Origin of the sequence: Amycolatopsis roodepoortensis, assembly GCF_014873915.1 — a bacterium.
Taxonomy (GTDB): domain Bacteria; phylum Actinomycetota; class Actinomycetes; order Mycobacteriales; family Pseudonocardiaceae; genus Amycolatopsis; species Amycolatopsis roodepoortensis.
Genome location: NZ_JADBEJ010000008.1, coordinates 35,188 through 56,405, shown reverse-complemented (window position 1 = coordinate 56,405; position 21,218 = coordinate 35,188). Strand labels below are relative to the sequence as shown.

Sequence of the window (21,218 nt, the reverse complement as noted above, 5' to 3'; positions counted from 1 at the left end):
GGATACAAGGTTGAGTGAGGGTGACTCAAGTCCGGCTTGACGGAAGCCCCACCATCCCGATACAACTTGCGTTGAGCCCACTCAAGGTGGGCCGAAACGTGCAGGTCACGAACTAGCAGGAGGATCACACCATGGCGCGAGCGGTCGGCATCGACCTCGGCACGACCAACTCGGTCGTCGCTGTCCTTGAGGGCGGCGAGCCGACGGTCATCGCCAACTCGGAAGGTTCCCGCACCACCCCGTCCATCGTCGCCTTCGCCAAGAACGGCGAAGTGCTGACCGGCCAGCCGGCGAAGAACCAGGCCGTGACGAACGTCGACCGGACCATCCGGTCGGTCAAGCGGCACATCGGTACCGACTGGAAGACCGAGATCGACGGCAAGGCCTACACCTCGCAGGAGATCAGCGCCCGCGTGCTGATGAAGCTCAAGCGCGACGCCGAGGCGTACCTCGGCGAGACCATCACCGACGCGGTCATCACCGTCCCCGCCTACTTCGAGGACGCGCAGCGGCAGGCCACCAAGGAGGCCGGGCAGATCGCCGGCCTGAACGTGCTCCGCATCGTCAACGAGCCCACCGCGGCGGCGCTGGCGTACGGCCTCGACAAGGGCGAGAAGGAACAGACCATCCTGGTCTTCGACCTCGGTGGCGGTACGTTCGACGTCTCGCTGCTGGAGATCGGCGAGGGAGTCGTCGAGGTCCGCGCGACCTCCGGTGACAACCACCTCGGCGGTGACGACTGGGACGAGCGCATCGTCACCTGGCTGGTCGACAAGTTCAAGTCGTCCAACGGCATCGACCTCACCAAGGACAAGATGGCGCTCCAGCGCATCCGTGAGGCCGCCGAGAAGGCGAAGATCGAGCTGTCCAGCTCGAACTCGGCCAGCATCAACCTGCCGTACATCACGGTGGACGCGGACAAGAACCCGCTCTTCCTCGACGAGCAGCTCTCCCGCGCCGAGTTCCAGAAGATCACCTCGGACCTGCTCGAGCGCACCCGCAAGCCGTTCAACAACGTCATCCGTGACGCCGGTGTCGCCGTCGGCGACATCGACCACGTCGTGCTCGTGGGTGGTTCCACCCGCATGCCGGCCGTGTCCGAGCTGGTCAAGGAGCTGACCGGCGGCCGCGAGCCGAACAAGGGCGTGAACCCGGACGAGGTCGTCGCCGTCGGCGCGGCGCTGCAGGCCGGTGTGCTCAAGGGTGAGGTCAAGGACGTCCTCCTGCTCGACGTGACCCCGCTTTCGCTGGGCATCGAGACCAAGGGCGGCGTGTTCACCAAGCTCATCGAGCGCAACACCACGATCCCGACCAAGCGTTCGGAGATCTTCTCCACCGCGGACGACAACCAGCCCTCGGTGCAGATCCAGGTGTTCCAGGGTGAGCGCGAGATCGCGGCGCACAACAAGAAGCTCGGCATGTTCGAGCTGACCGGTCTCCCGCCCGCCCCGCGTGGCGTGCCGCAGATCGAGGTCACCTTCGACATCGACGCCAACGGCATCGTGCACGTCCTCGCGAAGGACCTCGGCACGAACAAGGAGCAGTCGATGACGATCACCGGTGGCTCCGCGCTGCCGAAGGACGACATCGAGCGCATGGTCAAGGACGCCGAGGCGCACGCCGAGGAGGACAAGCAGCGCCGCGAGGAGGCGGAGACCCGCAACCAGGCGGAGACGCTGGTCTACCAGACCGAGAAGTTCGTCAAGGACAACGAGGACAAGCTGCCCGACGAGCTCAAGGGCAAGGTCAAGTCCGCGATCGACGAGGCCAACGAGGCGCTCAAGGGCACCGACTCGGCGAAGATCCGCGAGTCCATCGAGAAGCTGAACACCGCTTCGCAGGAGCTGGGCACCGCGCTCTACGCCAACGCCACCCCGGGCGCCGAAGGTGCCGCCGGTGAGGGCGCCGCCGGTGCGGCGGGCGCGGGCACCGGTTCGCAGGCCAAGGCGGACGACGTCGTCGACGCCGAGATCGTCGAAGAGGACGAGAAGGACAAGAAGTGACGGGACGCTACGACGAAACCGAGGGCCGGGGCCCGGAGGAGCCGGTGGTCGTGCGGGACCGTAGGCGGATCGATCCGCTGACCGGTGAGGTCCGCCCGGCCGCCCCGGCCGCCGAAACCCAGGATGGCCCGAAGCACGCCGCTCCGGCCGAAGACACCATCGAACCGGAGCCCGCGGCCCACGCGGGCCCCGGTCTCGGGGAGTCCATTGTGGACGACTCGGTGTCGGTGGCCACCGGGCTGGAGAAGGAGCTGGCGGAACGCACCGCCGACCTCCAGCGTCTCCAGGCCGAGTACGCCAACTACCGCAAGCGCGTGGACCGCGACCGCGAGCAGGTCGTCGCCGGCGCGAAGGCGTCGGTCGTCAACGATCTGCTCCCGCTGCTCGACGACCTCGAGCGCGCGGAGCAGCACGGCGATCTGACGGGCGCCTTCAAGTCGGTCGGCGAGAAGCTCGTCGGAAGCCTGCAGCGGTCGGGCCTCGAAGCGTTCGGCACCGAGGGCGAGCCCTTCGACCCGAGCGTCCACGAGGCGGTCCAGCACAGCACGTCGCCGGACGTCTCCGGGCCGACGGTCACCGTGGTCATGCGCCGCGGTTACCGCTTCGGCGAGCGCGTGCTGCGCCCGGCGATGGTCGGGGTCACCGACCACGAGCCCGGTGCCGCCCCGGCGGCGCAGGACGCTCCGGTGGACCCGCCCGTGGGTGGCGAACTGCCGCTCGAGGGCGAACTTTTCGATGAGAACAACCGCTGATCGGCGATACGGCGTGAAAGGAGGAGACGTTCGGTGAGTGCACGGGAATGGATCGGTAAGGACTTCTACCGTGAGCTGGGCGTCTCCTCCGACGCCACCGCGGACGAGATCAAGAAGGCCTACCGCAAGCTGGCCAAGGAGAACCACCCCGACGCCAACGCGGGCAACGTGGAGGCCGAGAAGAAGTTCAAGGCGGTCTCCGAGGCGTACGGCGTTCTTTCCGACACGTCCAAGCGCAAGGAGTACGACGAGGCCCGCCGCCTCTTCGGCTCCGGTGGTCCCGGCGGCTTCGGCTTCCCGGGGGCCGGCGGCGGTGGCGGTGGTTTCGACGTCGGCGACATCTTCGGCCAGGCGGGCCAGCAGCAGGGCGGGTTCGGCGGTCTCGGCGACATCCTCGGCGGGCTCTTCGGCCGCCGCGGCGCCGCCGGTGCCACCGCGAACCGGCCGCAGCGCGGCTCGGACGTGGAGACCGACGTCCGGATCGACTTCGCCGAGGCGGTCAAGGGCGCGACCCTGCCGCTGCGGCTGTCGAGCCCGGCGACCTGTTCCACCTGCGGCGGAAACGGCGCGAAGCCGGGGACCTCCCCGAGGACGTGCGCGACCTGTCAGGGCAGCGGGCTGGTCAGCCGGAGCCAGGGCGCGTTCGCGTTCTCGGAGCCGTGCCGTGACTGCCGAGGCCGCGGCACGATCATCGACGACCCCTGCCCGGAATGCGCGGGCGAGGGCATCAGCACCCGCACCCGCACGCTGACCGTGCGGATCCCGCCGGGCGTCGCCGACGACCAGCGGATCCGGCTGGCCGGCCAGGGCGAGCCGGGCCGTGGCGGCGCGCAGCCGGGTGATCTGTACGTCCGCGTGCACGTCGCCCCGCACGCGGTGTTCGGGCGCAAGGACCTCGACCTGACGATCACCGTGCCGGTGTCCTTCTCGGAACTGGCCCTCGGCGGCACGATCACCGTGCCGACGCTGGAGGGCAAGGTCTCGCTGAAGGTGCCGCAAGGCACGGCGAGCGGTCGCGTGCTCCGGGTGCGCGGCAAGGGAATCGCGAAACGCGACGGCTCGCAGGGCGATCTGCTGGTCACCCTGCAGGCGGCCATCCCGGCCAAACTGGACGACAAGGCCCGTGAAGCGCTGGAGGCCTACGCGGAGGCCATGGCCGATCACGATCCGCGACCGGAGATCACCGAACTTCTCGAAGGCAGGTGAGCACGATGTTCGGCGGGCTGCCGCACGGTGCGGACGAGGACACCCCCGTGTTCGTTATTTCGGTGGCGGCGCAGCTTTCCGGCCTGCACGCGCAGACCCTGCGGTCCTACGACCGCCAGGGTCTCGTGTCGCCGGGCCGGACCTCCGGTGGTGGACGCCGTTACTCGATGCGGGACATCGCGCTGCTGCGCGAAGTGCAGCGACTGTCCCAAGAGGACGGTGTCAACCTCGCGGGCATCAAGCGGATCATCGAGCTGGAGAACCAGGTCGACGCGCTGCGCGCACGGATCGCCGAACTGACCGATGAGCTCACGGCGGCGTACGTCGCCGCCGAACAGAGGGCCGCGGCCGTGCACGCCTCCTACCGCAAGGATCTCGTCCCGCTGCGGCAGCAGACGGCGCTCGTGGTCTGGAAGCCCAAGAAACGCAATTAGTCTCGCGTGATCGAACGCGTAACTCGCGTGACTGAGCACGTCACAAGCGTGATTGAAGCCGTAACTCACGAGTTACGGCTTCAATCACGCGAATGACGGCTTCGATCACGCGAGTTACGCGTTCGATCACGCGACACGACGTCCAGCCCCGCATTCAGAGGACTGAACGCGTCACTGGCCGGGCACCAGGGTCCGGATCTGCTGGACCTCGCCGGTGCGCGAGTCCATGATCCGCTGGGCCAGCGCCTTCGCCTCCGGGTTCTTGCCGTCCTTCAGCTCGGTCCTCGCCAGCGCGACCCCGTTGTGCTGATGCGCGACGAAGATGTCGGCGAAGTCGAGGCTGAACTCCGCACCATCCTTTTTGGACAGTGCTTCGAGCAGCCCCTTGTCGGTGAGCCCGTCGCCACCGTGATGGTGGTGCGCGTGCGGATCCGCCGAACCCGTCTCGGGTTTGCCCCAGGCCTTCAGCCAGTTCCGCATGTCGGTGGTCTCGGTCTGCTGCGTCGCCTCGATGGCGGCCGCGAGATTCGTCAGCTCCTGCTTCTGCCCCTGCTTGGTCTTCACCAGCTTGACGATCTCCACGCCCTGGTCGTTGTGGGCGATCATCATCTGCAGGAACATCACGTCGGCGTCGTTGTACTGCGCGGATGCCGCCGCCGACTGGGGAACCGGGGAAATCGGGGCGCCGGCGTTGGTCGGTGAGCCGTCGCCGGCCCCGCAGCCCGCGAGGGCCACGAGACCGGCGACGAGAACGAGGGCCAGCTTCACTGCCGAGTCCACAGCGCGGGGGTGTTCGGCGGTTCCCAGCCTTGGATCGCCGTATGCGCCATCTGGCACCGGTAGGTGGCGCCGCCGTAGGTCACCGTGCTGCCGACCGTGTAGGACGTCCCGGCCGCCCAGGTGCCACCGGCGGGCGGGTTGGTGGTGCTGGTGGGCGGATTGGACGTCGTGGGCGGGTTCGACGTGGTCGGCGGGTTGCTGGTGGTCGGCGGGTTGCCGCCACCGATCTGCAGGTCGATGCAGCTGTAGAAGGCCATCGGCGTGTCCGCGATGTTCCAGATGGCCAGCACCTTCTGGCGGCCGCTGAAGCCGGCCAGGCTCACCGTGTGCGACGTCGGGTCCTTCGGCGCGGAGTTGTTCCCACTGATGTCGGCGATCTTGGTGCCACCGATGTAGTACTCGTAGTTCGTGGTCCGGTGGTAGGCGGTGAACTTCCAGTTGAAGGTCACGCTGTTGCCGACCGGCGCGGCGGGCCACGGCTTCGATTCGTCGTTGAGCTCGGCGAATCCGGGAAGGCCGCCGTTGCAGCTGCGGAGCCCCTTCGGACCCTCGACGCTCTGCGGTTCGTAGACGATCGCGCCGCAGCCGGAGACCTTGCCCTGGGCGCAGTTCGCCTGGCGGCTGGGCGGGGACAGCACGTAGCCGTGGGCGCTGGCCACCTGGGGAATGGCGACGATGGCGATCGGGGCGAGGATCGCACCGGCGGCGGCTGCCACGAGCTTGCGTTTGACGGTCATGCCGGCTCCTGGGGGATGGAACGACGGTGTTCCCGTGAGGGGGAGCAATGTGGTCTAGACCATAAATCCGCCGGTGACCGCGGTCAATGATTCACTGACCTACTGCTGCGTCGAGCCCAGGTGGAACAGCCGATCGGCCTAATACGAACGGCGTACCGGCTCAGTCCAGGGTGAAGGGGTCGTACTTGATCCGCGCCAGATCCGTACCCGCGGCGAGCAGTTTCGCGATCGTCGCCCGGATCATCGACGGCGACCCGGCGACGTACACGTCGCGGTCCTTCCAGGCGCCGCGCTGGGTGACCGCCGTGGCCAGCGTGCCGCGGTCGCCGCCGGCGATGGTGCCTTCCTCGGTCACCGGGGTCACCGTCAGCCAAGGACAGGTGACGGTCAGTCCGCGGAGCTCGTCGAGGGCGTAGAGGTCTTCCGGTCGGCGGCCGCCGAAGAACAGGTGCACCGGAGGGTTGTTCTTCCAGCGCGACATGTCGTCGAGCAGGGCGAGCAGCGGCGCGACACCGGTGCCGCCGCCGATCATCAGCAGCGGACGGCTTTCCGTGTGGTGCACCGAAAGCGCGCCGAGCGACGGGCCGAGCCGCCAGACGTCACCGGGCCGGGTGTGGTGGACGATCGCGCGGGAGACCCAGCCGCCGCGCACGGCGTGCACGTGGAACTCGATCGTCCCGTCGTCGTGCGGCGCGGTGGCGGGCGAGAAGTACCGCCACATCCGCGGCCGTTGCGGGACTTCGACGCTGACGTAACCACCGGCGCGGTACAGGAGCGGCTGCTCGGTGCGCACCTTGATCACGGCGACGTCGCGGGTGACGAGACGGTGCTCGACGACGGTCGCCTTCCACCACGCGGGCCCGATCTCCTTGCCCGCGGCCTCGCGCATGTTCTTCGAGATGACGCCGTACGCGGTGACCCAGGCGTCTTCCAGCTCCGGCGTCCAGTCGTCCTTCAGGAACCTTTTGAGCGCGGCGATCAGCGCGACGCCGACGGCGTCGTAATGACGGCCGAGGACATCGAACTTGCGGTGGTCCCGGCCGAGTTGCCCGAGGAACGTGGCCAGTTCGTCGGGCCGGTCCACCATCTGGACGACGTAGACGAGTGCGCGCAGCAAACGATTTCGCTGCGTGGCCATGTTGATCGGGAACAATGCCCTGGCGTCCGGAGAAACGGAGAAGAGCACGCCGTAGAAGTACTGGGACAACTCCTCGGCCTTCGTTTCGACGGCGGCGAAACTCTCCCTGACGAGCTTGGCCATCTCGACGGTCTTGTCCGCCGACGGCGTTTCGATCAAGGGCGGGACGGGAAGCGGTGAAGATCTCGACGGACTCGGTGGATGCTCGTATTTCACGGTTTCGGCAGTCATGGGTGAACGATTTTCTCCAGTTGGATCGGGCATATTCTCCAGACCCGATGTCATCGTGCTCGTGTTCCCCCGCGGGTTCCCGACTGTATGCCCGAACGTCGCGAAAGGATCCAAGAATGGTTGTTTCCCGCTCGAACGGAGCAAACGATATACGCGCCGTCAACCCCGTCTGGCACTAAGTAAAGGTGATCAAGCAGGCCGGATTTCCCTTGTTCACCAGTGGTTTTCGCCAGGCCTGGACGAAACCGTGATCCGCCGATCGGGTGGGTTTTTCTCCGTGATTACGGGGTCACGTAACGCGGCTGAACACCATTGCGGAATCGAATTGCTAGTCGATGGTGAACGGGTCGTACGCGATCTGGTCCAGCGCGCTGCCGGCGACCAGCATCCGGGACACCGTCGCGCGGATCATCGCGGGCGAACCGGCGACGAGGATCCGGTGACCCGGCCAGGATCCTTGCTGGGTAACGGCTTCCGCGAGCGTGCCCTGCACGCAGCCGGGAGCCTCTTCACCGCGTTCGACCACCGGGGTCACGGTGAGCCACGGGTTGGTGGCCGCGAGGGCGCGCAACTCGTCGAGGTCGTAAAGGTCCTCACGCGACGGTCCGCCGTAGAACAACTGGACCTTCGGGTTCTCGCCCCACTGCGCGAGGTCGTCCAGGATGGCGCGCAGCGGCGCGACGCCGGTGCCGCCGGCGATCATCAGGACGTCGCGGCCGTCGGTCCGGTCGACCGAAAGCCTGCCGAGCGGCGGGCCCAGCCGCCAGACGTCGCCGGGCTGCGTGTGGCTGACGATGGCGCGCGACACCCAGCCGCCGTCGACGGCGCGCACGTGGAACTCGATGCCGCCGTCCTCGCGCGGCGCGTTCGCCGGCGACAGGTAACGCCAGAGCCGTGGCCGCTGCGGTACTTCGACGCTCATGTACTGACCGGGCTGGTACGGCACCGGGAATTCGGGCTGGACGCGGACCAGGGCGAGATCCCAGGTGAGCCGCCGGTGTTCGAGCACGGTGGCCGACCAGGACGCCGGGTTGACGTCGGCCGCGGCGGCCTCCTGCATCGCGCGGGCGACGATGGTGAACGCCTCCGCCCAGGCCCGTTCGACCTCGGGTGTCCAGTCCGGACCGAGGTGGTTCTTGAGCGAGGCGAGCAGCGCGGTGCCGACGGCCTCGTAATGCCGCGGGATGACGCCGAACTTGCGGTGGTCGCGGCCGAGCTGGGTCAGGAACGGCACCAGGTCGTCGGGCCGGTCGACCATCTGCACGATGTGGACGAGCGCGCGGACCAGCCTGCCGCGCTGGACCTCCATGTTGATCGGGAAGAAGTCGCGGGTCGCCGGTGCGAGGGTGAACAGCATCCCGTAGAAGAACTGGGAGATCTCCGGGATGAAGGGCTCCGACTTCGCCCAGGTGTCCCGGATGAGCCGCACCATCGCGGTCACCGCGGGCGGGGCTTCGCGCGGCGCCGAGGACCGCGGGACCGGGCTGACCGCGTCGGCCGTCACGGGCTGGGAGTCGCTGATCGGGTAGCGCATGCCGGAAGAAGGTTCCCCAGATTCACGAACGAGGGACCACTGGAGAAGAATTCACGGATCATTCACCTCTCCGGTCAGTGGCTGTCGGGCCGGTCGGCTCATTCCGGCTCGTTCGCGAGACTAGCCGCCGAGAGCCCTTTTGCCCGCATCGTTGCTCCGGACGGGTGTACTCGAAACCGGTCGGCAGTGGGCGATCTCACGAGGTAAATAGTTGTCTTACGCAAGTGTCGCCGAATAAAGTTGTATTGTACAAGTAGCCAGGAGGGACCGATGAGCTCCGCAGACGACGCCAGAGTCGAACTGATGCGTGAGTTGAAGGCCGCCTCCCAGTTGCAGCACGCCTGGATAATGCAGGCCTGGCAGGACGACCCCGGTCTGCACCCGGCGGCCGCGATGCTGCTGTCGGATCTGGCGAAGCACGGCGAGGCACGGCCTTCCGAATTGGCCAAACGACGCTTTGTGGACCTTTCGGTCATCAGTCGTCAAATCTCCCAGCTGTCCGCGGCGGGCATGGTGGACCGCCGTCCGGCGCCCGAGGACGGTCGAGCGTCGATCATCAGCATCTCCGAGCGCGGGCGCGCGGAACTGGGCCGCAGGAGGGCCGGATATCTGGAGTTCATGGAGCGTGCGCTCGGTGACTGGGACGACGAAAAGGTCCTCGAGCTGACCACGCGGCTGGCGGAGATGAACGCCGACGTCCGCGCGGCCCTGTCCGTCCGGACCTGCGACGTTTGACGGCGGCCGTTCCTACCCGCCGGTCTTGACTGAACGGACCTTTCGTAGCGCCGTGACGCCGGTAGCGTCGTATCGGTGCGTAACCGGGTCGCGTTGCTGGTCGCCTTGGGAATCGACAACTTCGGCTCGGGACTTTTCCTTCCGCTCGGGCTGGTCTTCGTCATCCGTGTGGTGGGTCTGCCCCTCGCCCAGGCGGGGACCGCGGTCACTCTCGGTGCGTTCGCCGGTCTGCTCGTCCCGGCCATCGCGGGGCGCCTCGTCGACCTGATCGGCCCGCGGACGGTGATGATCTGCTCCCACGTGCTGCAGGCCGCCGGAGCGAGCGCCTTCCTGCTGGCCGACGGGTTCGCCGGGGTCGTCGGCGCGTCCGTCATGCTCGCGGCCGGGCAGCAGCTGTTCTACAGCTCGCAGTTCTCGCTCATCGCCGACGTCGCGGGCGAAGGGCCGAAGGACCGGCCGTTCGCCGAAGCCGCGATGGTGCGCTCCGCCGGCTTCGGGCTGGGCGGGCTCGCGGCGGCCGGGCTCCTGGTGTGGATCGGGCGCGAAGGTCTGTACGTCGCCGTGATGGTCGACGTCGCGACCTTCGTCGTCGCCGCGGCCATCCTTTCGACGCTGGTCGCACCCGCCCCGCGGCACCCGCGGCGCTGCTCAAGGCCCGCGCGGGTCTGGCGGAACCGTCCGTACCTGGCGCTCATCGTGTTCAGCGGGCTGTTCGCGCTCACGATGGACTTCTTCCTCATCGGGATGCCGGTGTACGTCTTCAACGCGTTGCAGGGGCCTCGATGGCTTCCCGGCGCGATCATCGCGCTGCTCACCGTCGTCACCAGTCTGGGTGGAGTCGTCGGGCTGCGGCTCACCCGGAAGCTGACCCGGATCGCCGCCATGCGCGCGGGCTCGGCGTTGTTCGCGGTGTGGTGCCTGGCGTGCCTCGTGGTGGTGTTCGTGCCCAAGGTCTTCCAGCCGGTTTACCTGCTCGGCGCGACCCTCGTGCTGGCCGCGGGCGATCTCGCGTTCGGCCCGCGGTCCGGGGCGCTGGCCGAAGCCGCGGCGCCGCCGGAGGCGCGAGGCCGGTATCTGGCGGCGTTCCAGTACGCGTTCACGCTCGCGGCGGTGATCGCTCCGGCCGTCGTGGCGCTGTTCTCCGTGGCAGTCTGGATCCCGTGGGTGCTCGTGGCCGCGTGCGCCTGTGCGGCCGTGGTCGGCCTCGGCCGGGTGGGCCCGCGTCTGCCCGCGGAGGCGGTCTCCCCGACCGGGGGCTGAAACTTTTCAAGGTTGAGCGGAACAGACTCAACTTTGCTGACGTTGTACCTGTCGACAAGCTTTTGCACGACCTAGTACGAGGTGAGGGATGGACGCTTTCAACCCGACCACGAAGACCCAGCAGGCGATCTCGTCGGCGGCGCAGGCGGCCACGATGGCGGGCAACCCGCACGTGGCGGCCGCGCACCTGCTCGGCGCCCTGCTGGCGCAGGGTGAGGGGCTCACCGCACCGCTGCTGACCGCGGTCGGGGCCGATCCGGCGCAGGTGCACAAGGAGCTGGAGCCGCTGATCGCGGCGCTGCCGTCGGCGACGGGCGCCACCGTGTCGAGCCCGCAGTTCGACACGAACGCGGTCAAGGCGCTGACGCACGCCCAGAAGCTCGCGACCGAGCTCGGCGACGAGTACGTCTCGACGGAGCATCTCCTCGTCGGCCTCGCCACCGAAGGCGGGCCGGTGGCCGAGCTGCTCAAGCGGCACGGAGCCACCCCCGACGCGCTGCGCGAGGCGTTCGCCAAGGTGCGCGGCTCCGCGCGGATCACCAGCGCGGATCCCGAAAGCACGTTCAAGGCGCTGGAGAAGTACGGCGTCGACCTGACCGAGCGCGCCCGCGCCGGCGAGCTGGACCCGGTGATCGGCCGCGACACCGAGATCCGCCGCGTGGTGCAGGTGCTCTCGCGCCGCACCAAGAACAACCCGGTGCTGATCGGCGAACCCGGCGTCGGCAAGACGGCCATCGTCGAAGGGCTCGCCCAGCGCATCGTCGCCGGTGACGTGCCGGAGTCGCTGCGCGGGAAGCGCGTGGTGGCGCTGGACCTCGGCTCGATGGTCGCTGGCGCCAAGTTCCGCGGTGAGTTCGAAGAGCGGCTGAAGGCCGTGCTCAAGGAGATCACCGACTCCGCGGGCGAGGTCGTCACGTTCATCGACGAGCTGCACACCATCGTCGGCGCCGGCGCGACCGGTGAGGGCGCGATGGACGCGGGCAACATGATCAAACCGATGCTCGCCCGCGGTGAGCTGCGGATGGTCGGCGCGACCACGCTCGACGAGTACCGCCAGCACATCGAGAAGGACGCCGCGCTGGAGCGGCGCTTCCAGCAGGTGCTGGTCGGCGAACCGTCCACTGAGGACACCATCGGCATCCTGCGCGGGCTCAAGGAACGGTACGAGGTGCACCACGGTGTGCGCATCACCGACGCCGCGCTGGTCGCCGCCGCGACCCTGTCCGACCGCTACATCACCGCCCGGTTCCTGCCGGACAAGGCGATCGACCTGGTCGACGAGGCCGCGTCGAAGCTCCGCATGGAGATCGACTCGCGGCCCGTCGAGATCGACGAGGTCGAGCGCGCCGTGCGGCGGATGGAGATCGAGGAGATGGCGCTGTCCAAAGAGGACGACGCCGCCTCCAAGGAACGCCTCGCCGCGCTGCGTTCGGAACTGGCCGAGAAGCGGGAGACGCTGACGGCGCTGACCGCGCGCTGGCAGAACGAAAAGGGCTCGATCGAACGCGTCCGCGAACTTCAGGAGCAGCTGGAGCAGCTGCGCGGCGAGTCCGAACGCGCCGAACGCGACGGCGATCTCGGCAAGGCCGCCGAACTCCGCTACGGCCGGATTCCCGCGCTGGAGAAGGAGTTCGAGGCCGCGACCGCGGCCAGCGAGGTCAGCCAGCAGAACGTCATGCTCAAGGAAGAGGTCGGCGCGGACGACGTCGCCGACGTGGTCAGCGCGTGGACCGGCATCCCGGCCGGGCGGCTGCTGGAAGGCGAGACGGGCAAGCTGCTCCGGATGGAGGAGGAGCTCGGCAAGCGGGTCGTCGGGCAGAAGGAGGCCGTGCAGGTCGTCTCGGACGCGGTGCGCCGCACCAGGGCCGGCGTCGCCGACCCCGACCGCCCGACCGGTTCGTTCCTGTTCCTCGGCCCGACCGGTGTCGGCAAGACCGAGCTGGCGAAGGCGCTGGCCGAGTTCCTGTTCGACGACGAGCGCGCGATGCTGCGGATCGACATGAGCGAGTACGCCGAGAAGCATTCGGTGGCGCGCCTGGTCGGGGCGCCTCCGGGCTACGTCGGCTACGACCAGGGCGGCCAGCTGACCGAGTCGGTGCGCAGGCGGCCATATTCGGTGGTGCTGCTGGACGAGGTCGAGAAGGCGCACCCGGACGTGTTCGACGTGCTGCTGCAGGTGCTCGACGACGGACGCCTCACCGACGGCCAGGGCCGCACGGTCGATTTCCGCAACACGATCCTGGTGCTGACGTCGAACCTCGGCTCGCAGGCCATCGCCGATCCGTCGCTCGAAGAGCGTCAGCGCAACGACGCGGTGATGTCGGTGGTGCAGCGGCAGTTCAAACCGGAGTTCCTGAACCGGCTGGACGACATCGTGGTCTTCCACGCGCTGGGCACCGACGAGCTGACGTCCATTGTGGACATCCAGATCGAGCGGCTCGCCGCGCGGCTGTCGCGGCGCCGCCTGACGCTGGAGGTCACCGACGGGGCCCGCGAGTGGCTCGCGCTGAACGGCTTCGACCCGATCTACGGTGCGCGGCCGCTGCGGCGGCTCGTGCAGTCGGCGATCGGCGACAAGCTGGCGAAACAGCTGCTGGCCGGTGAGATCCGGGACGGCGACACGGTGCGGGTGGACATCCCGGCCCAGGAGGCGTCGGAGGCACTGACGGTCACGCGGGTCGACTGAGTCCTCGTGAGTGGCAAGGACGGTTAGAACCGTCCTTGCCACTCACGAGCCTTGGCGACACAGCGATTTGTCGACCTTTCCTTGCGTCTTTCGTGGTCTTTCCCGGGCGCGGCACCGAAAGGGGTGGCGCGACACGGCGCCCGGCGGTCACATCCGGTGAGGGCAGGGGGATACCCTGACCGGCGTGGGTATTCCGGCGTGGATCTGGTTCGTCATCGCCGCCGTCGCCTTGGTGGCGGGGCTGGCGCTGCTCGCGGCCGACCGGGCGAAGGAGGGCTCGCGCAATCGCGAGCGCATGCGCTGGGCCGAGCTGCGCGGCTGGCAGTTCGTCGAAGAGGACGAACGGTTGCCGCGGCAGTGGTCCAACGGCGCGATCGGGTACTTCGGTGCCCAGCTGGCGGTCAACGTCGTCGCCGGGTCGACCTTCACCTCCGACGGGCGGCGTCCGGTCTTCATCTTCGACATCGAGACCGAGGGCCAGATCCCGGCGGTCGTGGTCGCCGTGCGGTGCAACCGCGTGCACGAGGTGCCGCTGGAGATGTGGCTGTCCAGCGTGCCGTTCCAGCGCCAGGACATGCCCGAGATGCTCGGCCCGATCGGTCAGCGCTACGCCTTCGCGGACGATTCCGAGGGTGCCCGCAAGGTGATCACGCAGGATCTCGTCGACGCGGCGGACTCGCTCGGCGGCGACGTCGGCGTGGCGTGGCTGGAGAACGAGTGGGTGCTCGCGAGCGTCGCCCCGAACGCCGGGCCGTCGCGGCTCGAGCGGCTGCTGCGCGACCTCGGCGAGATCGCCGACATCGTGGACCCGTTCGACGAGGAGTACGACAACGCCTCGACCCCGGGCCGTCACTGGCAGGCCGAGGCCGCCGACGACATCGAGCCCGGGAATTAGTCAGCCTGGCGCAGTCAGGCCTTTGAGGGTGGCGGTGGGGCGGGGTTCGGGCTGATCAGGACCGCTTGAGCTCCAGCGGGAGCGCCCCGGCGATGAAACCGGTGTGCGCCGGCCGGCCGAGCAGGGTCAGGTCGAGCGTCCCGGACTGCGTCAGCTGCCCTGCCTGTGCGGGATCGGCGGTCGGCAGGACCCCGCGCACGGACGACGTCGAGGTGCCGCGGACGGACGCGACATCACCGATACCGAGGTCGCCGCTGATCGTGTGCGAACCCGATCCGGTGAACCCGGCGCCGTGCTGCGCCAGATTCAGGTCCTGGTCGGTGGTGACCAGCCCGGTCGCCGGGCCGATGGTGCCGCCGAGGGCGTGCTCCTGGCCGTAACCCGCGCCCGAGCCGACGCCGAGCGGCAGGACACCGCTGAACCGGCCGTTGCCGTGCTGCGCCGAGGTCGACCCGACAGCGGCGAAATCGCCGACGTCGACCGCGTGCCCGGACGACCGCCCGGCCTCCAGCACGCCGCCGAGGTCACCGGAGAAACCTCCGTCGAGCGCCAGCGCCCGGTCGAGCGTGCCGCCGGTGTGCTGTTCCGTCTCGTTGATGACGCCGACCCTGGGCAGCGGGCGAACGGCGTGATAGGTCCCCTCGGCCACGCGAAGGGCGCGGCTGTCCTCCGACACGAGGGTGGGGACGCCGGTGCGCGGGTCGAGCGCGACCTCGGTCAGGCGTGCGCCGGTGCGTTCGAGCTCGGTCTCGTTCCCGGCGACGACGCTGCCGTAGCGGTCGACCTTCACCGCTTCCCGCTGGCCTTGCTTGACGGCCTCGGACGTCTTCGTCGCGGCGAGCGCGCCGACCTTGTCCGGACCGGCCGTTACCCGGTCGCGGGTCTCGATGGTCTCGCTCACCGAGCGGCGGACGTCCGCGATGACCTTCGCGTCGCCGACGTCCTTGCTGAAGACGTTCCGTTCGGTGTTGGTCAAGAAGCTGCGAAAGACGGTCGTGTCGTCTTCGCTGGTGAAGCCGACTCCGCGATCGAGGCTGCCTTCGCGCTGGTGATCGAGAGGAAGCGGGATCGACGGATCGGTCTGGGTGGCGAGCGCGGTGGCCGGGCCGGCGAGCAACAGCGCCAGTGGCGCCGCGCCGACCGCGACTTTGGGCAGGTAGCTCGGCTTTCGCCTGCTGTGCTTCCCCATGGGGGCGGACGATACTTCCCGACTCCGGCGGTTGCACGTCAAATCCCCACGGTGGGTGACCCTCACGCCTGCCTCAGCCGGACCCGACCGAGGAGTAGGTTCCCGATATGACACAGACCGCCCTGATCACCGGCGCCACCGCCGGCATCGGCGCGCAGTTCGCGCGCAGGCTCGCCGACGAGGGATACGACCTCGTGCTCGTCGCCCGCGACGTCGACCGGCTGGAGGGTTTCGCCGCGGAACTGGTCGAGGCGCACGGCGTCGACGTCGTGGTCCTGCCCGCCGATCTGTCCGAAGTGGACGGACGGGCCCTTGTCGAGGACCGCCTGGCCGAGGTGCCGGTGGACCTGCTGGTGAACAACGCGGGCTTCGGGCTCAACGGCGATTTCTGGACCATCCCGCCGGACGCGCTGCAGCGTCAGCTGGACGTCAACGTCACCGCCGTCCTGCGGCTGACCCGCGCGGCGCTGCCGGCGATGATCGACCGCGGCCAGGGCGCGATCATCAACGTCAGCTCGGTCGCCGGCTTCTTCAGCGGCCGCGGTTCGACGTACACGGCCAGTAAGAACTGGGTCACCTCGTTCACCGAGGGCATCGCCACGTCGCTGCCGGACGGCATCCGGATGATGGCGCTCTGCCCCGGGTTCACCACCACCGAGTTCCACGAGCGGGCCGGACTGGACAAGCCCGGCCCGAAGGCGTTCTGGCTCGGCGTCGAACAGGTCGTGGACGAGGCGCTCGCGGATCTGCGCCGCGGCAAGGTGATCTCGGTGCCGAGCCTGCAGTACAAGGTGCTCGTCGCGGTCGGCGGGCTGCTGCCGAGGGCGGTGCTGCGCAAGCTCGGCGGCGGTTTCGGCGGCAAGGGCCGCACCTGAGGCCGCGCCCTGGCCCCGACGTTGCGAAAGCCACTTTCGCAACGTTGAAGGTTGCCAAAGTGGCTTTCGCAACCTGCTGCTTGAGTCGTGAGTGAAAAAGACGGTTAGGACCCTCCTTGCCACTCACGACGCAGGACACCGCCTAATCGTCGTCGGCGGTTTCGATCGACCGGACGCCGTCGGTCGCGGCGAGCACGGTGGGCGCGGCGGCGTGATCGGGCCCGGTGAGGTCGAGCGACACCGTCACCTCACCGTCGCGGTCGTCCGTGATCCGCAGGGACGTGATCGACCATCGGCGGCTCGTGCACAGCGCCAGCAGGTCGCGCAGGACACCCTGCCCGTCCACGTAACTCACGCGGAGCCTGGTCGTCCCCGTGCCGCCGGGCAGGTGCCCGGTCAGCCAGGTGAAACCGAGCACCACCACGAAATGCAGGGCCGTCACCACGACCGCCAGCAGAAGCAGGCCGGCGCCCGCCGCCATGCCGATGGCCGCGGTCTCCCAGACGGCGGCGGCCGTCGTGAGCCCGTGGATCGCGCCCTGCCGGGTGATGATCAGCCCGGCGCCGAGGAAACCGACACCGGAGACGATCTGCGCCGCGATCCGGGACGGGTCCAGGACGATCTGCCCGCTCGTGAGAATGTCGCCGAAACCGTACTTACTGACCAAAAGGATCAACGCGGACGCGGTGCCCACGATGGTCTGGGTCCGCAGCCCGGCGCTCTTGCCCCTGAGCTGCCGTTCCAGCCCGATCGCCGCCGAAAGCGCGAACGCCGTCGTCAGCTCGCCGATCTGGAGCCAGCCCTGTCCGTTCGAGACCATCACTCCACAGTGCCATCGGCCTGACGACGGTTCGAGCCCGTGCCGGGCGGGTACGCGTGGATCATGAGGTCATCACTTCTTGTCATCGCGGGAGTGCTGGCGCTGGCCGCGTGTTCCACCGAACCGGCGCCCGCCCCGGCGACACCGGGGCCGGTCGCGGCCCAGCCGGTGAAGGCGATCCAAACGGCGGCAGGCGCATTGCCCGACGGGCGGGTGTTCGACGTGGAGCCCGCGAACGACGGGTGGGAGATCAAGGTCGCGTCACACGGGCAGGAACACAAGGTGCGCGTGAGCCGGGATGGCGGCCAGGTCCTCGGCCAGCAGCAGGCCTCGAAGCCGAGCGACGATTTGGCGAAGGTCGAGCAGGCGGGTGTCGACGCGGTCAAGGCGCTCCAAGCCGCGCAGCAACGCCAGCCGGGCGAGCTCGACGAGATGGAGGTCGACTACGCCGCCGACGGCACCCTCGTCTGGGAGGTCGGGCTCCGCGACGGCAAGGGGATCGAGCACGACCTCGACGTCGACGCCCGGACCGGCGCGGTCAGGTAGGGCCCGCCCTACCAAGGAGACGCACGCTCGCCCCAGGGTGCTTCCGACCTGGGATTCCTAGTGTTTTCCCCATGAACACTGGGTGGAACGGTGACGCGGTCCGGCTCGACGGCGTCCGCAAGGAATACGGCAAGGGCGTCGTCGCTCTGGACGGGGTGACGCTGGCGTTCCCGCGCGGCGGCTTCACCGCGGTGATGGGTCCGTCGGGGTCGGGCAAGAGCACCTTCCTGCACTGCGCGGCCGGGCTGGACCGGCCGACGTCGGGGTCCGTCGTGCTCGACGGGCAGGAGCTGGCCGGGATGAGCGAGACGAAGCTGACGAAGCTGCGCCGCGACCGGGTCGGCTTCATCTTCCAGGCCTTCAACCTGCTCCCGGCGCTGACCGTCGAGCAGAACGTCACGCTTCCGCAGCAGCTCGCCGGCGCCAAGCCGGATCGCCGCGTGGTCGAGGAGATGCTGGCGCGCGTCGGGCTTTCCGGCCGTCGCAAGCATCTGCCCGGCGAACTTTCCGGTGGGCAGGCACAGCGCGTCGCGATCGCGCGGGCGCTGGTCACCCGGCCGGCGGTGGTCTTCGCCGACGAGCCGACCGGCGCGCTCGACACCCGCACCGCCGCCGAGGTCCTCGCGCTGCTGCGCGACTCGGTCCGCAGCACCGGTCAGACGGTGATCATGGTGACCCACGACCCGATGGCCGCCTCCTACGCGGACCGCGTCATCTTCCTCGCCGACGGCCGGATCGCGGACGAGCTGCACGCGCCGACCGCGGACGTCGTCGCCGAACGCATGACCCACCTTGGTGCCTGGGGCGGCTCGGTCAGGGCGGGTGCGTGATGCTGCGACTCGCCTTCCGGACCTTGCGCCTGCGCAAGGGCGGTTTCATCGGCACCTTCATCGCCGTCTTCTTCGGCGCGCTGATCGTTGCCTCCTGCGGTGGCCTCATGGAGACCGGGATCCGCAGCAACGCGGAGCCGCAGCGTCTCGCGGCCGCGCCGATCCTCGTCACCGGCGGCCAGACCTTCGCGCTGCCCAAGGAGGATCCGGCCTCCCTCGAAGCCGACGACAAGCGCAAGTTCGAGGACGCGCGGCTCCCCGAACGCGTCCGGCTCGACAACGGGCTGGTCTCCCGGCTGAGGTCCGTTCCCGGCGTCTCGAACGTCGTCGGCGAAGTGAGCTTCCCGCTCGCGGCGGGCGGGAAGCCCGCGCTCGGCCACGCTTGGGACTCCGCCGTCCTGACGCCGTACTCGCTGGCCGCGGGTGCCGCGCCCGCCGCGGGCGAGGTGGTCGTCGAATCCACGTCGGAGGCCAAGCCCGGCGACGTCGTCGAGGTCGCCGCGCGCGGCAAGATCGAATCGTTCCGCGTCGCGGGTGTGGCCGGTGCGCCGCGTTCGATCACGCAGGCCGCCGTGTTCTTCTCCGCCGCCGACGCCGCCCGGCTCTCCGGGCACCCCGGCAAGGCCGACGTCATCGGTGTCTTCACCACGCCGGGCGCGGACGTCGAAGCGGTGCAGGCGAAGGTCGCCGAGGTCGCTACCGGGGCGAACGTCCTGACCGGTATCGACCGGGGTGTCGCGGAATTCCCCGAAGCCGATTCGAGCGGCTCCAACCTGATCGTCATCGCCGCGGTGTCCGGCGGGCTCTCGGTGATGGTCGCGATGTTCGTCGTCGCCAGCACGCTGAGCCTGTCCACCCAGCAGCGTTCACGCGAACTCGCGTTGATGCGGGCGATCGGCACGACCCCGCGCCAGCTGCGGCGCATGGTGCTCGGCGAAGCGCTGGCCGTCGGCCTGCTCGCCACCGCGCTCGCCGCGGTACTCGGCCCGTTCCTCGGCGAGTGGCTGTTCGGGCAGCTGGTCGAAAACGGTGTGGTGCCCGCGGTCCTGCGGTTCTACCAGGGCTGGTTGCCCGCCGTCGTCGGCGCGGGGGCCGCGATGCTCGCGGTGTTCATCGCCGCCTTCTTCGCGGGCCGCCGTGCCGGGAAGATCCGGCCGACCGAGGCGCTCGCCGAAGCCGCGGTGACCCGCCGCTGGCTGACTCCGACCCGCGTCATCGTCGCCGTGCTCTGCTTCGGCGGCGGCACCGCGCTGGCCATCGTGACCGTCGCGGTGATGACCGGCCCGATCGCGGCCAGCACCGCCGGACCCGCGGTGATCCTCTGGGCGCTCGGCGTCGCGATGATCACCCCCGGCGTCGCGAAGGTGATGACAGCGATCCTGCAGTGGCCGATGCGGCTGCTCGGTGGGATCGACGCCCGGCTCGCGGTGCTCAACACCCGGGCGGGCATCGTCCGGGCGGCGGGCGCGGTCACCCCGATCATGCTCGCCGTCGGGATCGCGACCGCGAACATCTACCTGCAGACCACCCAGCAGGAGCTGGCGAACCAGGCCTTCACCGAAGACGTCCGCGCCGACGCCGTGATCGCCTCCGCGGCAGGTGGGCTGTCCCCGGATCTCGTCCAGCGGATCCAGGGCGTGCCCGGTGTCGCCGGAGCGTCCGAGTACGTCACCAGCAGCGTGTTCCTCGAGAATCCGTACGACTCCTCCGACGAGGGGCGCCCGGCGGTCGGCCTCACCGCTTCCGGGGCGGGTGCGACGACCGACACCAAGGTGGTCCAGGGCGACCTGAAGGCGCTGACCGGTATGACCGTCGCGCTCCCCGAGGTCTTCGCGAAGGACTTCGGCCGCGGCGTCGGCGACACCGTGGGCCTCCGGCTCGGGGACGGCACCCCGGTCGACGTCGAGGTCGTCGCGGTGACCAGCCAGCGGCCCGGTTTCGAGAGCCTGCTGCTCCCGGCCGGTCTCCTCGCCCCGCACACCACCGCCGGGCTCGCCCCGCAGATGCTGGTCCGCGCCACTGGAGACGTCGATCCGGCGGCGCTCACCGACCGGCTTCGCGAGGCGACGGCCGGGCTGCCGGTGTCCGTCGGCGATCGCGCGGCGCTCGTCGCGGCGCACGACAAGGACCAGGCCGTCGGCGCGTGGGTGAACTACCTGCTGGTCGGGATGATCATCGCGTACACGGTGATTTCGGTCGCGAACACGCTCGTGATGGCGACCGTCCGGCGGCGCCGCGAGTTCGGTCTCCAGCGGCTCACCGGCTCGACCAGGGCGCAGGTGCTGCGGATGGCCGGGTTCGAAGGCGGGCTCGTCGCGCTGGTCGGGATCGTGCTCGGCACCGTCGCCGCGGCGGGTTCGATAGTCCCGTTCTGCCTGGTGGCGGCCGATTCCCTGCTGCCGATGGGCTCGCCGCTGATCTACCTGACCATCATCGGGCTCGCCGCGGCGCTCGCGCTGGCGGCGACCCTGGTCCCGGCCTGGGCGGCGACCCGCGGCCAGGCCGTCGACGCGGCGACGGCCGGCAATGACTAGAGCTACCTTCGAAGGACCCGGCGGGCCGTGTGT

General features: G+C 69.4%; 18 protein-coding genes. 12 read left to right on the top strand and 6 right to left on the bottom strand.

The genetic code is table 11. The features are described from left to right. The first annotated feature begins 131 nt into the window (after window positions 1-131). From dnaK to H4W30_RS37820, 4 genes are read left to right on the top strand one after another with little or no spacing between them, the layout of a single operon-like run. Window positions 132-2,003: a molecular chaperone DnaK gene (dnaK, locus tag H4W30_RS37835; protein WP_016338148.1), complete on the top strand. Its 1,872-nt coding sequence runs from the start codon at window positions 132-134 to the stop codon at window positions 2,001-2,003. Continuing rightward, window positions 2,000-2,755, top strand: a complete 756-nt coding sequence (gene grpE / locus H4W30_RS37830; RefSeq protein ID WP_192747152.1) for a nucleotide exchange factor GrpE — start codon at window positions 2,000-2,002, stop codon at window positions 2,753-2,755. The genes dnaK and grpE overlap by 4 nt, the downstream gene beginning before the upstream one ends. A 33-nt stretch (window positions 2,756-2,788) precedes the next feature. Further along, on the top strand, window positions 2,789-3,961 hold the full coding sequence (gene dnaJ / locus H4W30_RS37825; protein ID WP_192747151.1) for a molecular chaperone DnaJ: 1,173 nt from the start codon (window positions 2,789-2,791) through the stop codon (window positions 3,959-3,961). A 5-nt stretch (window positions 3,962-3,966) separates the two neighbouring features. After that, window positions 3,967-4,395 carry a heat shock protein transcriptional repressor HspR gene (locus H4W30_RS37820; RefSeq protein ID WP_192747957.1) on the top strand — a complete coding sequence of 143 codons (429 nt, stop codon included), beginning with the start codon at window positions 3,967-3,969 and terminating at the stop codon, window positions 4,393-4,395. A 171-nt stretch (window positions 4,396-4,566) separates the two neighbouring features. Here H4W30_RS37820 and H4W30_RS37815 read toward each other — a convergent pair whose 3' ends face one another. The 4 genes from H4W30_RS37815 to H4W30_RS37800 form a co-directional block, all read right to left on the bottom strand. Beyond that, entirely contained in the window at window positions 4,567-5,163 is a 597-nt protein-coding gene (locus H4W30_RS37815; protein WP_192747150.1) for a DUF305 domain-containing protein, read from the bottom strand. Next, on the bottom strand, window positions 5,160-5,912 hold the full coding sequence (locus tag H4W30_RS37810) for a lytic polysaccharide monooxygenase (protein WP_192747149.1): 753 nt from the start codon (window positions 5,910-5,912) through the stop codon (window positions 5,160-5,162). The genes H4W30_RS37815 and H4W30_RS37810 overlap by 4 nt, the downstream gene beginning before the upstream one ends. A gap of 160 nt (window positions 5,913-6,072) precedes the next feature. Then, window positions 6,073-7,173 (bottom strand): globin domain-containing protein, encoded by a 1,101-nt coding sequence (locus H4W30_RS37805; protein WP_192747956.1) that lies wholly within the window; start codon window positions 7,171-7,173, stop codon window positions 6,073-6,075. Window positions 7,174-7,609: 436 nt separating this feature from the next. Further along, a complete protein-coding gene (locus H4W30_RS37800; RefSeq protein ID WP_225950779.1) occupies window positions 7,610-8,713 on the bottom strand; it encodes a globin domain-containing protein in 1,104 nt (367 codons plus the stop codon). A gap of 372 nt (window positions 8,714-9,085) precedes the next feature. Between H4W30_RS37800 and H4W30_RS37795 the strand changes: the two genes are divergently transcribed. The 4 genes from H4W30_RS37795 to H4W30_RS37780 all read left to right on the top strand — a co-directional run bounded on the left by H4W30_RS37795 (window position 9,086) and on the right by H4W30_RS37780 (window position 14,391). Next, complete coding sequence (locus tag H4W30_RS37795; RefSeq protein ID WP_034312360.1) at window positions 9,086-9,550, top strand: MarR family winged helix-turn-helix transcriptional regulator; 465 nt, start codon at window positions 9,086-9,088, stop codon at window positions 9,548-9,550. 75 nt (window positions 9,551-9,625) lie between these two features. After that, window positions 9,626-10,810, top strand: coding sequence for an MFS transporter (locus tag H4W30_RS37790; protein WP_192747148.1), 1,185 nt, complete (start codon window positions 9,626-9,628; stop codon window positions 10,808-10,810). Between the two features lie 88 nt (window positions 10,811-10,898). Beyond that, window positions 10,899-13,496, top strand: coding sequence for an ATP-dependent chaperone ClpB (gene clpB / locus H4W30_RS37785; protein WP_192747147.1), 2,598 nt, complete (start codon window positions 10,899-10,901; stop codon window positions 13,494-13,496). Between the two features lie 184 nt (window positions 13,497-13,680). Then, window positions 13,681-14,391, top strand: a complete 711-nt coding sequence (locus tag H4W30_RS37780; RefSeq protein WP_126736115.1) for a type III secretion system chaperone family protein — start codon at window positions 13,681-13,683, stop codon at window positions 14,389-14,391. Between the two features lie 55 nt (window positions 14,392-14,446). Here H4W30_RS37780 and H4W30_RS37775 read toward each other — a convergent pair whose 3' ends face one another. Continuing rightward, on the bottom strand, window positions 14,447-15,580 hold the full coding sequence (locus tag H4W30_RS37775; protein WP_192747146.1) for a hypothetical protein: 1,134 nt from the start codon (window positions 15,578-15,580) through the stop codon (window positions 14,447-14,449). Between the two features lie 107 nt (window positions 15,581-15,687). Here H4W30_RS37775 and H4W30_RS37770 point away from each other — a divergent pair, with 107 nt between their 5' ends. Further along, window positions 15,688-16,455, top strand: a complete 768-nt coding sequence (locus tag H4W30_RS37770) for an SDR family NAD(P)-dependent oxidoreductase (RefSeq protein WP_192747145.1) — start codon at window positions 15,688-15,690, stop codon at window positions 16,453-16,455. 142 nt (window positions 16,456-16,597) lie between these two features. Here the strand turns inward: H4W30_RS37770 and H4W30_RS37765 are convergent, their stop codons facing one another. Continuing rightward, complete coding sequence (locus tag H4W30_RS37765; protein WP_126736112.1) at window positions 16,598-17,278, bottom strand: MgtC/SapB family protein; 681 nt, start codon at window positions 17,276-17,278, stop codon at window positions 16,598-16,600. A gap of 60 nt (window positions 17,279-17,338) precedes the next feature. Between H4W30_RS37765 and H4W30_RS37760 the strand changes: the two genes are divergently transcribed. The 3 genes from H4W30_RS37760 to H4W30_RS37750 all read left to right on the top strand — a co-directional run bounded on the left by H4W30_RS37760 (window position 17,339) and on the right by H4W30_RS37750 (window position 21,185). Further along, window positions 17,339-17,821 carry a PepSY domain-containing protein gene (locus tag H4W30_RS37760; RefSeq protein ID WP_192747144.1) on the top strand — a complete coding sequence of 161 codons (483 nt, stop codon included), beginning with the start codon at window positions 17,339-17,341 and terminating at the stop codon, window positions 17,819-17,821. Between the two features lie 71 nt (window positions 17,822-17,892). After that, window positions 17,893-18,651 (top strand): ABC transporter ATP-binding protein, encoded by a 759-nt coding sequence (locus tag H4W30_RS37755; RefSeq protein WP_126736110.1) that lies wholly within the window; start codon window positions 17,893-17,895, stop codon window positions 18,649-18,651. Continuing rightward, window positions 18,651-21,185, top strand: coding sequence for an FtsX-like permease family protein (locus H4W30_RS37750; RefSeq protein ID WP_192747143.1), 2,535 nt, complete (start codon window positions 18,651-18,653; stop codon window positions 21,183-21,185). The genes H4W30_RS37755 and H4W30_RS37750 overlap by 1 nt, the downstream gene beginning before the upstream one ends. The last annotated feature ends 33 nt before the right edge of the window (window positions 21,186-21,218 follow it).

What these genes read in the sequence shown, in the direction of transcription:
- H4W30_RS37795 (WP_034312360.1), top strand. Translation starts at nt 9,086, where the DNA reads ATGAGCTCCGCAGACGACGCCAGAGTCGAACTGATGCGTGAGTTGAAG.
- clpB (WP_192747147.1), top strand. Translation starts at nt 10,899, where the DNA reads ATGGACGCTTTCAACCCGACCACGAAGACCCAGCAGGCGATCTCGTCG.
- H4W30_RS37805 (WP_192747956.1), bottom strand. Translation starts at nt 7,173, where the DNA reads ATGGCCAAGCTCGTCAGGGAGAGTTTCGCCGCCGTCGAAACGAAGGCC.
- H4W30_RS37810 (WP_192747149.1), bottom strand. Translation starts at nt 5,912, where the DNA reads ATGACCGTCAAACGCAAGCTCGTGGCAGCCGCCGCCGGTGCGATCCTC.
- H4W30_RS37800 (WP_225950779.1), bottom strand. Translation starts at nt 8,713, where the DNA reads ATGGTGCGGCTCATCCGGGACACCTGGGCGAAGTCGGAGCCCTTCATC.
- H4W30_RS37775 (WP_192747146.1), bottom strand. Translation starts at nt 15,580, where the DNA reads ATGGGGAAGCACAGCAGGCGAAAGCCGAGCTACCTGCCCAAAGTCGCG.
- H4W30_RS37750 (WP_192747143.1), top strand. Translation starts at nt 18,651, where the DNA reads ATGCTGCGACTCGCCTTCCGGACCTTGCGCCTGCGCAAGGGCGGTTTC.
- H4W30_RS37770 (WP_192747145.1), top strand. Translation starts at nt 15,688, where the DNA reads ATGACACAGACCGCCCTGATCACCGGCGCCACCGCCGGCATCGGCGCG.
- H4W30_RS37760 (WP_192747144.1), top strand. Translation starts at nt 17,339, where the DNA reads ATGAGGTCATCACTTCTTGTCATCGCGGGAGTGCTGGCGCTGGCCGCG.
- H4W30_RS37755 (WP_126736110.1), top strand. Translation starts at nt 17,893, where the DNA reads ATGAACACTGGGTGGAACGGTGACGCGGTCCGGCTCGACGGCGTCCGC.
- H4W30_RS37820 (WP_192747957.1), top strand. Translation starts at nt 3,967, where the DNA reads ATGTTCGGCGGGCTGCCGCACGGTGCGGACGAGGACACCCCCGTGTTC.
- dnaK (WP_016338148.1), top strand. Translation starts at nt 132, where the DNA reads ATGGCGCGAGCGGTCGGCATCGACCTCGGCACGACCAACTCGGTCGTC.